This window comes from Streptococcus sp. 449_SSPC (assembly GCF_001073005.1).
In the GTDB taxonomy this organism is placed as follows: domain Bacteria; phylum Bacillota; class Bacilli; order Lactobacillales; family Streptococcaceae; genus Streptococcus; species Streptococcus salivarius_F.
The window spans coordinates 114,289-127,998 of the sequence record NZ_JVGR01000002.1 but is presented as its reverse complement, the minus strand read 5'-3'; the positions used below and the strand labels follow the sequence as shown (position 1 = coordinate 127,998).

Genomic DNA, 13,710 nt, shown 5'->3' with positions numbered 1-13,710 from the left:
AACTTTTATTGTAACAAAAAACAGCTCCCAAAGGAACTGTTGTGAGTGATTACTCCAGGACACCAAAGGTGTAGCCTTGATCTTTGAAGTATTCGATGATTTGTGGAAGGGTCTGAACTGTGAGCTCCTTACCAGCAGTGTCGTGCATAAGGACAACCTTAACATGACTCTCAGGGAAATATTTTTGTGAACCATCCAAGTAGGCCATCATGGTTTCAGATGTCGTTGGGCGAACAGAGGCTGGTTCTGCATCTCCACAAAGCATATTCCAGTCAATCCACTGGACACCTTCCTTGGCGAGAGCTTGGTCAGTACTTTCTAGACCTTGCCATGACATATGACCACCAGGATAACGGAAAATTCTTGTTTTGAAGTCTTTACCTAGGATGGCTTGGAAATTAGCCATGGTTTGGTTAACCTCAGAAACAATCTGACTTTGATTAGGAACACGTCCTGGATAAAGGAGATTAAAGTTGTGGCTGAGGCTATGGTTGGCAATAGCATGTCCTTCTGTAATTTGGCGTTTGAGGATGTCCGCATTTTCTTGTGTAATGGTGTAACCAATGTGGAAGAATGTGGCATGAACACCATATTCTTTCAAAATACTCATGACTTGTGGGGTCAGTGTTGGATCAATCCCGTCGTCAAACGTTAAAAAGACTACCTTGTCGTCGATATCCTGAGACTTGCCTCGAATAGTATTATTCACAGCAGTAACATCGTAAGCATAGTCAGAAGCTGCGATGCTGTGGTTACTACCTTTTTTAAGTTGTGTCTTATCATCTTCTTTAGCTTTTTCTGAAGATGAAGTTGTGCTATTAGCGACTTGTTCAGTCTTTTCAGCCTTGGCTACTTGTTCAGATTTCGTGTTATGGCGTTGGAATAGGACAAAGCCTAGGATAGCCAAAACAGCCAAGTTTGCAATAATGAGGCAAAGATTAAGTGCCTTTCGATTTTTCCCTATAATCTCAATACTTTTTTTCATAGTTACATTATAGCTCAAACTATTAGAAAGTGCCACACCATTTTCAAGACTTTTACAAAGAAATTCGATGAAAAAAGATCTCCTTTTTTTGGTATAATAGTAAAAAACTTGTAGAAAAAGAGGTAAAAACGTGTTTTACGCTTATTTACGTGGGCTTGTTGTCTTCCTTCTTTGGATTATCAATGGTAATGCCCATTACCACAATCGCGATAAATTATTGAACAAGGATGAAAACTACATCTTGGTTGCTCCGCACCGAACGTGGTGGGACCCTGTTTATATGGCTTTTTCAGCCCGTCCTAAGCAGTTTATTTTCATGGCTAAGAAAGAACTCTTCAAGAGTCGTATCTTTGGTTGGTGGATTCGCATGTGTGGCGCCTTCCCAATTGACCGTGAAAATCCTGGTCAAGAAGCTATCAAGTACCCTGTTAACATGCTTAAGAAGAGTAATCGTAGTTTGATTATGTTCCCAAGTGGTAGCCGTCATTCTTCTGATGTTAAGGGTGGAGTTGCGGTCATCGCTAAGATGGCCAAGGTTAAGATTATGCCAGTTGTCTATCAAGGACCTCGTGAGCTCAAGGGGCTCTTGACGGGTGAACGTGTGGATATGAACTATGGTAATCCTATTGATATTTCAGATTTGAAGCGTTTGAATGACGAAAATATTCAAGAGGTTGCTCGTCGTATCCAGTCTGAATTTGATCGTCTCGATGAAGAAGCTTTGAGCTATCAAACAGGCAAAAAACCAAACCCATTGACATATATTTACCGTGTACCTCTCGCTCTTGTGGCTATCATTGCAGTGCTTTTGACCATGGCTTTCTCATATGTAGCTAGCTTTGTTTGGAACCCTGAAAAACACCGTGCCAAAGAAACGCAGAAATAAGCAAATAACTCTGTCAGACATAGATCTGATGGAGTTTTTTACTTTTTGATATATTTTTTTAATTTTTTACGAATAAGAAAGAAAATATATCAATTAAGGAGAATAGCGTGAAGGAAAAGATTCTAGCCTATGTCAAAGATAATCGTCTGTTTGTGAGTGTCATCGCTGTACTGATGGTGATTTTTTGCTTCTTTCTATGGATGACTTGTGGTGCCGGCAACAGCATGGAGGCGGAGACGTCTTATACAGATGTGACAGCTTTGTCAACCTCCTCCTCCAAACAAAGTTCACAGTCTCTTTCTGAGGCGTCTTCCCAGTCAAAGACTGAAGGAAGTGAAAAGGAGAAGTCAAAAGTAACGGTAGATGTTAAGGGGGCTGTGGCTAATCCGGGTGTTTATACTTTAAAAGCAAGCGCTAGGGTGACTGATGCCATCAAAGCTGCTGGGGGAATGACTGAGGATGCGGATGCTAAGAGTGTTAATTTAGCTGCAAGCCTGTCAGACGAAGAGGTTATCTATGTGGCAACTAAGGATGAAAACCTTTCTGTTCTTGGTCAATCAGGAACTGGTCAGGTCTCTGACAAAGGAGGGCAAACTAGTGCTAAGGATGGCAAAATCAACTTAAACACAGCGACTTCAGAGGAGTTACAAACCATTTCTGGAATTGGCGCTAAGCGTGCTGAGGATATCATTGCCTATCGTGAAAGTCATGGAGGTTTTCAATCCGTAGATGACTTGAAAAATGTCTCAGGAATTGGTGATAAAACTTTAGATAAAATCAGAGAGTCCCTCTATGTGGCTTAAAAAAGCTCCCATCAATCTTTTTTCCTTGACTCTTTTAATAGCTGCTCTTTATTTTACGATTTTTGCCACTAATGTTTATGCTATTGGGGCGTTGTCTTTTCTTTTAGGATGTTTTTTGAAGCATCATTGGAAGAATAAGGCAGCCCTAAAGTTGGTGGGGCTTGTAGGTAGTTTCTTTTTGATTTACTTTTTATTCTTGCAACACAGAGCTACCATACAAGATAAACAAGCTCCTACTGCAATCAATCAAGTGACTCTGGTTGCTGATACGCTATCGGTTAATGGTGAGCAATTATCAGCTATTGGAAAGGCAAAGGGACAAACCTATCAGGTTTTTTACCGACTCAAATCTGAGAAGGAGCAGTATTTTTTTAAGACTACTAGTCAAACCTTGGTATTAAAAGGGAAAATAAAGTTATCCCCAGTAACTGGTCAACGTAATTTTCAAGGGTTTAATTATCAGTCTTATCTAGCCAGTCAAGGCATTTATCGAATGGCTCAGATTGAGCGCTTGGATCATGTGGTGTCTCAAAAAAACACATCTCCCCTAGCTTTTTTCCATCAACTGAGGAGGAGGGCTTTGGTTCATATTCAGACGCATTTTCCTAATCCTATGAGACACTATATGACAGGTCTGCTCTTTGGGTATTTGGATAAGGAGTTTGATGAGCAAAGTCAGCTTTACACAAGCTTAGGTATTATTCATCTATTCGCACTTTCGGGGATGCAAGTGGGCTTTTTTCTGGGATGGTTTCGCTACGGACTCCTACGCTTGGGCCTTCCTAAAGATTATCTATTTATTATCTTGCTGCCTTTTTCCTTATGCTATGGCTTAATGACAGGTTGGACAGCTTCTGTCCTACGTTCCTTGATTCAAAGTTTGTTGGCTGAGTTTGGTATTAAAAAACTGGACAATATGGGAATAACCTTGCTTCTAATGTTTCTCTTTTTACCTCATTTTCTTTTGACAGTGGGAGGTGTTTTAAGTTGTTCCTATGCCTTTTTGTTGTGTTTGTTTGATTTTGAGGAGATGTCATCTCTTAAAAAGTCAATCTGTACGAGCTTGGTATTGAGTCTTGGGATTTTGCCCTTTCTAACTTACTATTATGGGACCTTTCAACCGGTGAGTTTAATTCTGACTGCGATGTTTTCGATAGTCTTTGATAGCTTTCTCTTACCTGTCTTGACGGTCTTCTTTGTCCTTTCAGGGTTGGTAATCTTTTCTCAAATCAACCCACTTTTTGAATGGATGGAGACCTTTTTGACTTGGATACAATCCTGGATAGGCCAGCCTTTGATTCTAGGGAAACCTAGTTTGTTTCAGTTTGGCTTGATGATAGCTGTATTGGTTCTGCTCTTTGATTTTTGGAAAAAGCCTCAGTTTAGGATTTGCCTTTTGATGATTTTTGGTCTTTTGATGGTCTGGGTCAAACATCCTTTAACCAATGAGGTGACTATGGTTGACGTTGGTCAGGGAGATAGTATTTTTCTGAGGAGTATGAAAGGCGATACCATCCTGATTGATGTGGGTGGCAAGGTGACTTTCGGCCTAAAGGAAAAATGGCAAGAGGCTAGTCAGACGAGCAATGCGGAGAAAACCTTGATTCCCTATCTACAGGCTAGGGGAGTGTCTAAAATTGACCATCTAGTCCTGACTCATACGGATACAGACCATATTGGTGATTTGGAAGAAGTAGCCAAGCGGTTTAAGATTAAGGAAATCTGTATCAGTCAAGGAGCTTTGACTAAGCTTAGTTTTGTGAAACGACTTCGAACTTTAAAACGCCCAGTTCGCACTCTAAAGGCTGGAGACAACTTACCCATGATGGGAAGTAAGCTACAGGTTCTTTATCCAAATAAAGTTGGTGATGGTGGTAACAACGATTCCATAGTTCTTTACGGAAAACTATTAGGAAGTAGTTTTTTGTTTACGGGTGATCTGGAAAAAGAAGGAGAGGAGGAACTGATGGTCAGCTATCCTAATTTAAAGGCCAGTGTCCTCAAAGCCGGACACCATGGTTCAAAAGGGTCATCATCTGAAGCGTTTTTGGACCAGTTGCAGCCCTCCCTTGCCCTTGTTTCAGCTGGTGAGAACAATCGTTATAAACATCCAAATGATGAAACATTAGAACGTTTTAAGCAACGTCACATTAAGGTTTTACGAACAGATAAAGACGGAGCCATACGTTTTAAAGGGTGGTTTATGTGGTCAAGTGAAACTGTCCGATAATTGTTAGAGTTCTTAATTTGTCATGTACCTCAATCTATGGTAGAATGTAAAAGCTAATATTCCAGTATAAGAAAGATTGAACAGTATGCGTAAAATTATCATCAATGGTGGTAAGAAACTTCAGGGAGAAGTTACAGTATCAGGGGCTAAAAATTCAGTTGTTGCATTGATTCCAGCAATTATTTTATCTGATGGAGTGGTTACTCTTGACGGGGTGCCAGCAATCAGCGACGTCGATAACCTTATTGAAATTATAGAAGTAATGGGTGGCTCTGTTAAGCGTGATGGCGAAACACTTGAAATTGATCCACGAGGCGTTAAGGATATGCCAATGCCATTTGGTAAGATTAACAGTCTTCGTGCTTCTTACTATTTCTACGGTAGCTTGCTTGGACGTTACGGTCAAGCAACAGTAGGTTTGCCTGGTGGCTGTGATTTGGGACCACGTCCTATTGACCTTCACCTTAAGGCGTTTGAAGCGATGGGTGCAAGCATTTCCTATGAAGCAGAGTCTATGCGTATTGCGACTGATGCTGGTCAACGCATTAAGGGTGCTCATATCTACATGGATACGGTCAGTGTTGGAGCGACTATCAATACCATGTTGGCAGCGGCTAAGGCTGACGGTCGTACGGTCATTGAAAATGCAGCGCGTGAACCTGAGATTATTGATGTGGCAACACTTTTGAATAATATGGGTGCGCGAGTACGTGGTGCTGGTACAGAAGTGATCACCATTGACGGTGTAGAAAGCTTACATGGCACTCGTCACCAGGTTATTCCAGACCGTATTGAAGCGGGTTCCTATATTGCTATGGCCGCGGCTATCGGTAAGGGAATTAAGGTTAAAAATGTTCTTTATGAACACCTTGAAAGTTTTATTGCTAAACTTGAAGCAATGGGTGTTCGTATGACAGTTGAAGAAGATGCCATCTTTGTTGAAGAGCAAGGTGATTTAAAACCTGTTGACATTAAGACATCGCCTTATCCAGGTTTTGCGACGGATTTACAACAACCGATGACACCTTTGTTACTGAAAGCAAGTGGTCGAGGAAAAATTATTGATACGATTTATGAGAAGCGTGTGAACCACGTTCCTGAATTGGCTCGTATGGGTGCTGATATTCAGGTACTCGGTGGACAAATTGTTTACAATGGTCCAACGCAACTCTCAGGTGCGCCAGTAAAAGCCAGTGATTTGCGTGCAGGTGCTGCGCTTGTTACGGCAGGTCTTATGGCAGAAGGTCAAACTGAAATTACCAATATTGAGTTTATCCTTCGTGGGTATTCAAATATCATTGAAAAACTTTCTGACCTTGGTGCAGATATTCGTTTGATTGAAGATTAAGTCTAAGGTTCAACCCCTAGTGGTTGAGCCTTTTTCCATTTCTAAAACTGTGTTATAATACTATCATGGATATTTGGACTAGTCTGGGTGCTTTTGCCTTCTTTGAGTCGGAGCGCCTTTCTTTTAGACCACTCATCTTTTTGGATCGTTTTGATTTACACGAAATTGTATCAAATCCTAAGAATCTACAATTTTTCTTTCCTGCCACTCAAACACAGCATGAAACGGATTGCCTTTTGGTTCATTACTTCATGAAGGAGCCTCTAGGTGTATGGGCTATTGTAGATAAAGAGTTAGAAAAGATGATTGGCGTCGTTCGTTTTGAAAAGATAGATGTCCAGAAACGGACTGCAGAGCTTGGCTATTTTTTGAATGCCTCATACTGGGGTAGAGGCTTAATGACAGAGGCAGTTACTTGTCTGTCAAATTTGGCTTTGACAGCTATGGGAATGGATCGTATTATTCTTATTGCCCACTTGGAAAATAAGGCATCGATTCGTGTAGCGGAGAAGTCTGGCTTTAAACTTGTGTCCCGCTTTAAGGGAGCAGACCGATACACCCGTACCATGCGTGATTATCTCCGCTTTGAGAAGGAGGAGAACTGTGAGTAAACATCAAGAAATTCTAGATTATCTAGAGGCCTTACCTATCGGTAAGCGTGTTAGTGTGCGTAGTATTTCGAATCACTTACAGGTTTCTGATGGAACTGCCTATCGAGCCATTAAAGAAGCTGAAAATCGAGGGCTGGTTGAGACTCGTCCTCGGAGTGGGACGGTTCGAATTGAAAAGAAAGTCCAAGTTCGCCTTGACAGGCTGACCTTTGCGGAGATTGCAGAGATTACAGAGTCTGAGGTTATCTCTGGTCATGAAGGTCTGGAACGTGTCTTCAGTAAGTTCTATATTGGAGCCATGACTATTGAGAATATCACCCGTTATTTAACCAAGGGAGACCTTCTTATTGTTGGGGACCGTGAGGATATTCAATTGCTTGCCCTAGAACACAATAATGCTATTCTAGTGACGGGGGGCTTTCAGGTTTCCGATAGGGTAAAAGAGCTTTCTCGTTTGAAGCAATTTCCAGTTATGGTAACAACTTACGATACCTTTACCGTGGCAACCATGATTAACCAGGCACTTTCGAATGTCCGCATCAAAACAGACATCAAGACTGTAGCTCAAGTCTATACCAGACGAGAAGACTACAACTACATGACTCCAGAAATGACGGTCAGGGATTTTCAGAATTTGGTTAAACGGACCAACTTGGTACGTTTTCCAATTTTATCTGAGTCTGAAAAAGTGATTGGGATTGTGACCATGCGGGATGTGTCTAATCAGCAACCGACGACCATGCTTAAGGCAATCATGACAAAGCCGACGGTGACACGACTTGAGACTAGTCTGGCAACTGTTGCCCAAAAGATGATTTTTGAAGACTTTGATATCATTCCTGTTGTGGATGAAGAAAAACACTATCTAGGTGTCATCACCCGTCGTCAGGTTTTGGAAGAACTTCAGGACAATAATCGTGGCAACTTGCATACCTTTAGCGATCAAATGATAGCTAACCTGAACCAGGACAAGCATGCTTTCAGCTTTGAGGTCGAGCCTACTATGATTGACAATTCTGGAAATCTCACTCAGGGTGTTCTTGCAGAGATGGTTAAAGAGGTTGTCTATCGTATCATGGAAAAGCAGGAGCAAAATGGTCTTGTAATTGAAGAGATGATGCTTTACTTTCTTCAGGCGGCTCAGATTGATGACAAGGTGACGATTACACCAAGTATTATCGCTGAGACCAGACGTAGAGCTCATCTGGACCTTATGGTTACACACGGAAATCATACCGTCTGCAAATCAGTTGTTGTGGTTAAGAAAACTTAGTAACGAATAAAAAAATAAAAGATATAAAGAAAACGGAGAAAATAATGATTACATTAAAATCAGCACGTGAAATTGAAGCAATGGATAGGGCAGGGGATTTTCTTGCTAGCATTCACATTGGTCTACGTGACCTCTTGAAACCAGGAGTGGATATGTGGGAAGTAGAAGAGTATGTACGTCGTCGTTGTAAAGAAGAAAATGTTCTTCCCCTTCAGATTGGAGTTGAGGGAAGCATTATGGATTACCCTTATGCAACATGCTGTGGCCTTAATGACGAAGTGGCACATGCCTTTCCACGTCACTATATTTTGAAAGATGGTGACCTCTTGAAAGTTGATATGGTCTTGTCAGAACCTATCGATAAGTCAGTCCTTGATGTGTCAAAATTGGACTTTGACAATGTTGCTCAGGTTAAAAAATACACGGAATCATATTCTGGCGGTTTGGCTGACTCATGTTGGGCTTATGCGATTGGAACGCCATCTGACGAAGTGAAAAAACTTATGGAAGTAACACGTGAGGCTATGTACCTTGGTATTGAACAAGCGGTAGTCGGTAACCGTATCGGTGATATCGGTGCAGCTATCCAAGAATACGCTGAAAGTCGTGGTTACGGTGTTGTTCGTGACTTGGTTGGACACGGAGTTGGACCAACAATGCACGAAGAACCAATGGTGCCAAACTATGGGGTGGCTGGACGAGGTCTCCGTCTTAAAGAAGGAATGGTTTTGACTATTGAGCCAATGATTAACACTGGTACTTGGGAAATCGATACGGACCTTGAAACTGGCTGGGCTCACAAAACTCTTGACGGTGGACTTTCTTGTCAATATGAGCACCAATTTGTTATTACTAAGGATGGTCCAGTAATTTTGACTTCTCAAGGCGAAGAAAGAACTTACTAATATGAAACGACAAGGCTTAATGGCCCGTCTATTGGATAAACTCCAATGGCGCCCTTTGCAGGTTTATCTTAGGCATTATCGTAGTGCAGAGATAGATATTTCAACTATCGCAGTGGCTTACTATCTCATTTTGACGGTTTTTCCGCTCATTGTCATTGCGGCCAATGTCTTTCCCTATCTGAATATTGATACGACTGATCTCTTGAAGTTTATGAATGAGCACCTTCCTAAGCAGTTTTATGCACCTGCAGCCAACGTTGTTCAGGATATCTTCTCGACACCTTCTGGACAGTTGTTGGGAGTTGCCTCTTTGACGGGATTCTGGACAATGATTAAGTCCTTGTCTTCGCTTCAAAAGGCGATTAACAAGGTATATGGTGCTTCAGAACACCGTGATGTCTTTATTAGTCACATTGTTGGTGGTTTCATGAGTCTGGTCATCTTGTTCCTGCTCACCTTTGCACTAATGCTGTCTACGATTATTCAGTCGGTCCTTAGAGTTATTACACAGACCTATCCTATTGGTTCCAAGATGACTCAGTTTATTTTAAATAGTATCCAGCCTCTGAGTATTGCAGTTGTCTTTCTGGGAATGATGGTGCTTTATTTTGTGCTTCCGAATGTGAAGATTCGAAAAATCCGCTATGTTATGCCAGGGACTATCTTTACGACTTTAGTGATTGGCTATTTAAGCAACTTGTTTGGAACTTATGTGATTCGTACCTTGAGTCGATTAGTTGATATCAAGTTATTTGGATCCATTATGATTTTCGTCTTCATGCTTTGGTTCATCTTCTTGGCCAGAATTTTGATTTTGGGGGCCGTCTTTAATGCGACCTATCAAGAGCTTAGACAAGGTGAACTGAAAAGTAGAAGAGGAGATGTGATTACTATTATTCAGAGCTTTTCTGGAGATGGTAGTGACAGCAAAAAACACAAAAAAGATGAGGATGATTCCTAGATGATAAAGAGAGCTTGGTGAGATCCAGGCTCTTTTGACGGGAATATTATCCTTTGTAGATAATAAAAAGATAATGATTATGGAGGAAAAATGAAAAAACAAACTGTTCGTGATTTAACACATATTGCTATTGTGGCAGCTCTTTATGTAGTCTTGACTGTTGTGCCACCTTTTAACTTAATTTCGTATGGTCCCTACCAGTTCCGAATTGCAGAAATGTTCAATCTGTTAGGATTTTATAATCGCAAGTATATCATTGCCGTGACTTTGGGCTGTGTGATTGCTAATTTCTTTAGCTTTAACATGATTGATGTGGTTGTCGGAAGTCTCTCGACACTGGTCTTTGTCGGTTCAGGTGTTTATTTCTTCGACCGATTTAAGAACCAAGATATTTTAGGTGGACTTTTTGACAAGGCTCATGTTTACTTTGCCTTTTACTTCTCATTCTTCATGGTGACAATTGCGGCTGAGTTGACCTTGGTTACTCAGGCACCATTTTGGGCAACTTGGTTCACTGTTGCTATGGGAGAATTGGCTTCTCTCTTAGTTGGTGCAATTCTTATTAAGAAATTGGCCAAAGTTATTGATTTTGTTTCCTAAATTAACGTCTGTAAAGGCGTTTTTTTCTGCTTTTATGTTAAAATGTTCCTATGGAAAAACGAATGAAAGAGCTGGTTGTTAAACTTAACCAGTATGCAAAAGAGTATTATACGGAAGATAATCCATCAGTGTCAGATGCCGAGTATGATAAGCTTTATCGTGAGCTTGTAGCTTTGGAGGCTGAACATCCAGAACTTGTCCAAGCAGATAGTCCAACACATCGTGTGGGAGGGCTGGTACTTGATGGTTTTGAAAAATATCAACATGAGTATCCGCTTTATAGTTTGCAGGATGCTTTTTCACGAGAAGAGCTAGATGCCTTTGATAAGAGGGTTAAGGACGAATTTCCTAATGCTGATTATATGGCTGAACTCAAAATCGATGGGCTTTCTATCTCGTTGACCTATGTGGATGGTATTCTTCAGGTAGGTGCGACACGTGGTGATGGTTCTGTAGGTGAGAATATCACTGAAAATGTCAAGCGGATCTCAGATATTCCTCTGAAGTTGGACCAACCTCTTAATATTACGGTGCGTGGGGAGTGTTACCTGCCACGGGCTGAGTTTGAACGCATCAACATCCAACGCCAGGAAAATGGTGAGGCCGAATTTGCCAATCCACGTAATGCTGCAGCAGGAACTCTTCGTCAATTAGATACCAAAGTGGTTGCAGAGCGTCGTTTGGCGACTTTCCTTTATCAGGAAGCTAGTCCAACGGAGCGTCTAACACAAAATGATGTCTTAAATGAAGTGGCAGAACTCGGTTTCTCTGTTAATCCACGACGCATTGTCACATCATCGATGGATGAGATTTGGGACTTTATTCAAGCTGTTGGAGAAAATCGCGATGACTTGGCTTATGATATTGATGGTGTTGTTATCAAAGTCAATAGTTTGGCTATGCAAGAAGAGCTAGGTTTTACAGTTAAGGCACCACGTTGGGCCATTGCTTATAAATTCCCTGCTGAGGAAAAGGAAGCAGAACTTCTCTCAGTGGACTGGCAGGTAGGTCGTACGGGTGTAGTAACGCCGACTGCTAATTTAACTCCGGTGCAATTAGCAGGGACAACGGTTAGTCGTGCTACCCTTCATAATGTGGATTATATTGCTGAAAAAGACATTCGTATCGGTGACACTGTTATTGTCTACAAAGCTGGTGATATTATTCCTGCTGTACTTCGAGTGGTAGAAAGTAAACGTACGACACAGGAGCCGATGGAAGTACCGACGCAATGTCCATCTTGTGGCAGTGGTCTCTTGCATTTTGAAGATGAAGTTGCCCTACGTTGTATCAATCCTTCTTGTCCTGCTCAGATTAAGGAAGGCCTCATCCATTTTGCCTCTCGAGATGCCATGAATATCGCAGGGATGGGACCTTCAGTGGTAGAAAAGCTCTTTAAAGCTGAATTGGTTAAAGATGTGGCTGATATCTATGGCTTGAACAGTCAGGATTTCCTCCAATTAGAAGGTTTTAAGGAAAAATCAGCAGAGAAACTTTATACAGCCATTCAAACATCAAAAGAAAACTCTGCTGAGAAATTGCTCTATGGCTTGGGTATTCGTCATGTCGGTGCCAAGGTTAGCAAGCAGTTGCTAGAAGCTTTTGGAACTATTAAGGAGTTGGCAAGTGCCGATGTTGAGGCCATTGCTGCAGTAGATGGTTTAGGAGAAGTTATTGCCAAATCCATCCAGCGCTATTTTGCCAAGGAAGAAGCTCAGGTTCTTCTTAAAGAACTGGAGACTTATGGAGTTAATTTGTCCTACCTTGGGCAAAAGGTAGCAGATGATGCCATCCTATCTGGAAAGACAGTTGTTTTGACAGGGAAATTGGAGCATCTTAAACGTAGTGAAGCAAAGGCAAAACTAGAAGCTCTGGGTGCTAAGGTGACAGGTTCTGTCTCTAAGAAAACAGATTTAGTAGTTGCTGGTAGTGATGCCGGAAGTAAGTTGGAAAAAGCACAAAGCCTAGGAATTGACGTAAAAGATGAGGCTTGGTTGCTGGATTTATAGGAGTTCAATATGAAACAAAAACGTGCCCGCTTAATTTATAATCCAACATCTGGACAAGAAATTATGAAAAAAAAAGTTGCCGAGGTCTTGGATATTCTGGAAGGTGCTGGCTTTGAAGCGTCAGCCTTTCAAACAACACCAGATGAGAACTCAGCAAAAAATGAGGCCACTCGTGCAGCCAAAGCAGGCTTTGACTTAGTTATTGCTGCAGGTGGCGATGGAACAATCAATGAGGTTGTTTCTGGGATTGCCCCACTCAAAAAGCGCCCACAAATGGCGGTTATTCCAACGGGGACAACAAATGACTTTGCACGCGCTTTAAAGATTCCAAGAGGAAATCCTGTTGAAGCAGCCAAGGTTATTGCTAAAAATCAAACTCTTCAAATGGATATTGGTCGTGCCTATGCTGACAAATACTTCATCAATATTGCAGCTGCGGGTTCCTTTACGGAACTAACTTATAGTGTGCCTAGCCGCTTAAAGACAGTGCTTGGTTATTTGGCTTACCTTGTTAAGGGGGCAGAGTTGCTGCCACAAGTTAAGAAGGTTCCTGTCCGCATTACGCATGATGAGGGTGTCTTTGAAGGTGGTCTTTCTATGATTTTCGTTGCCTTGACCAATTCAGTTGGTGGCTTTGAAACGATTGCCCCAGATGCTAAACTGGATGATGGTAAATTTACACTAATCATGGTTAAGACAGCAAACCTCTTTGAATTGGTAGACCTTATTCGTCAGGTTCTCCAAGGTGGTAAACACATCTACGACAAGAGAATTTCCTATATCAAAACGAGTTCGCTGTTTATTGAGCCTTTAAGTGATGATCGTATGATGATTAACCTCGATGGCGAATACGGTGGTGATGCACCTATCCAGCTTCAAAACCTTAAAAATCATATTGAATTCTATGCAAATATTGATGAGATTTCTGATGATGCCATCACTCTTCCAGATACAGACGAATTAGCTCTCGAAGCTATTGCACAAAAATTCAGTACAGAAGCTGAAAAAATTGAGAATGACTAGTGTTAATCCTTTAAGCAACCTAAGACAGGTTGCTTTTTAAGTATATCTGTAGAAAATGACGCTTTCATTTGTTACA

The 13,710-nt window shown here is 41.4% G+C and carries 12 protein-coding genes; 11 read left to right on the top strand and 1 reads right to left on the bottom strand.

The window, feature by feature from the left end; translation table 11 throughout:
* Positions 1-49: 49 nt before the first annotated feature.
* Positions 50-985, bottom strand: coding sequence for a polysaccharide deacetylase family protein (locus ADH51_RS00640; RefSeq protein ID WP_037599201.1), 936 nt, complete (start codon positions 983-985; stop codon positions 50-52).
* Positions 986-1,115: 130 nt separating this feature from the next.
* On the opposite strand from ADH51_RS00640, the gene ADH51_RS00635 reads away from it, so the two are divergent.
* The 11 genes from ADH51_RS00635 to ADH51_RS00585 all read left to right on the top strand — a co-directional run bounded on the left by ADH51_RS00635 (position 1,116) and on the right by ADH51_RS00585 (position 13,634).
* A complete protein-coding gene (locus tag ADH51_RS00635) occupies positions 1,116-1,871 on the top strand; it encodes a lysophospholipid acyltransferase family protein (RefSeq protein WP_037599200.1) in 756 nt (251 codons plus the stop codon).
* A 107-nt stretch (positions 1,872-1,978) separates the two neighbouring features.
* Complete coding sequence (locus ADH51_RS00630) at positions 1,979-2,674, top strand: helix-hairpin-helix domain-containing protein (protein ID WP_037599199.1); 696 nt, start codon at positions 1,979-1,981, stop codon at positions 2,672-2,674.
* Positions 2,664-4,904 carry a DNA internalization-related competence protein ComEC/Rec2 gene (locus tag ADH51_RS00625; protein WP_048673825.1) on the top strand — a complete coding sequence of 747 codons (2,241 nt, stop codon included), beginning with the start codon at positions 2,664-2,666 and terminating at the stop codon, positions 4,902-4,904. The genes ADH51_RS00630 and ADH51_RS00625 overlap by 11 nt, the downstream gene beginning before the upstream one ends.
* 85 nt (positions 4,905-4,989) lie before the next feature.
* Positions 4,990-6,252 carry a UDP-N-acetylglucosamine 1-carboxyvinyltransferase gene (locus ADH51_RS00620; RefSeq protein ID WP_021143745.1) on the top strand — a complete coding sequence of 421 codons (1,263 nt, stop codon included), beginning with the start codon at positions 4,990-4,992 and terminating at the stop codon, positions 6,250-6,252.
* 65 nt (positions 6,253-6,317) lie between these two features.
* Entirely contained in the window at positions 6,318-6,863 is a 546-nt protein-coding gene (locus tag ADH51_RS00615) for a GNAT family N-acetyltransferase (RefSeq protein WP_048673823.1), read from the top strand.
* Positions 6,856-8,136, top strand: a complete 1,281-nt coding sequence (gene spxR, locus ADH51_RS00610; RefSeq protein WP_048673821.1) for a CBS-HotDog domain-containing transcription factor SpxR — start codon at positions 6,856-6,858, stop codon at positions 8,134-8,136. Before ADH51_RS00615 ends, spxR begins: the two co-directional genes overlap by 8 nt.
* 44 nt (positions 8,137-8,180) lie before the next feature.
* Positions 8,181-9,041, top strand: a complete 861-nt coding sequence (locus ADH51_RS00605) for a methionyl aminopeptidase (protein ID WP_004183173.1) — start codon at positions 8,181-8,183, stop codon at positions 9,039-9,041.
* Between the two features lies 1 nt (position 9,042).
* On the top strand, positions 9,043-10,002 hold the full coding sequence (locus tag ADH51_RS00600) for a YihY/virulence factor BrkB family protein (RefSeq protein WP_037602829.1): 960 nt from the start codon (positions 9,043-9,045) through the stop codon (positions 10,000-10,002).
* A gap of 90 nt (positions 10,003-10,092) precedes the next feature.
* Positions 10,093-10,602, top strand: a complete 510-nt coding sequence (locus ADH51_RS00595) for a QueT transporter family protein (RefSeq protein ID WP_004183169.1) — start codon at positions 10,093-10,095, stop codon at positions 10,600-10,602.
* A 50-nt stretch (positions 10,603-10,652) separates the two neighbouring features.
* A complete protein-coding gene (gene ligA, locus ADH51_RS00590; protein WP_048673819.1) occupies positions 10,653-12,611 on the top strand; it encodes an NAD-dependent DNA ligase LigA in 1,959 nt (652 codons plus the stop codon).
* A gap of 9 nt (positions 12,612-12,620) precedes the next feature.
* A complete protein-coding gene (locus ADH51_RS00585; protein WP_048673817.1) occupies positions 12,621-13,634 on the top strand; it encodes a diacylglycerol kinase in 1,014 nt (337 codons plus the stop codon).
* Positions 13,635-13,710: the final 76 nt, after the last annotated feature.

What these genes read in the sequence shown, in the direction of transcription:
- ADH51_RS00585 (WP_048673817.1), top strand. Translation starts at nt 12,621, where the DNA reads ATGAAACAAAAACGTGCCCGCTTAATTTATAATCCAACATCTGGACAA.
- ligA (WP_048673819.1), top strand. Translation starts at nt 10,653, where the DNA reads ATGGAAAAACGAATGAAAGAGCTGGTTGTTAAACTTAACCAGTATGCA.
- ADH51_RS00605 (WP_004183173.1), top strand. Translation starts at nt 8,181, where the DNA reads ATGATTACATTAAAATCAGCACGTGAAATTGAAGCAATGGATAGGGCA.
- ADH51_RS00625 (WP_048673825.1), top strand. Translation starts at nt 2,664, where the DNA reads ATGTGGCTTAAAAAAGCTCCCATCAATCTTTTTTCCTTGACTCTTTTA.
- ADH51_RS00620 (WP_021143745.1), top strand. Translation starts at nt 4,990, where the DNA reads ATGCGTAAAATTATCATCAATGGTGGTAAGAAACTTCAGGGAGAAGTT.
- ADH51_RS00640 (WP_037599201.1), bottom strand. Translation starts at nt 985, where the DNA reads ATGAAAAAAAGTATTGAGATTATAGGGAAAAATCGAAAGGCACTTAAT.
- ADH51_RS00615 (WP_048673823.1), top strand. Translation starts at nt 6,318, where the DNA reads ATGGATATTTGGACTAGTCTGGGTGCTTTTGCCTTCTTTGAGTCGGAG.
- ADH51_RS00595 (WP_004183169.1), top strand. Translation starts at nt 10,093, where the DNA reads ATGAAAAAACAAACTGTTCGTGATTTAACACATATTGCTATTGTGGCA.
- ADH51_RS00600 (WP_037602829.1), top strand. Translation starts at nt 9,043, where the DNA reads ATGAAACGACAAGGCTTAATGGCCCGTCTATTGGATAAACTCCAATGG.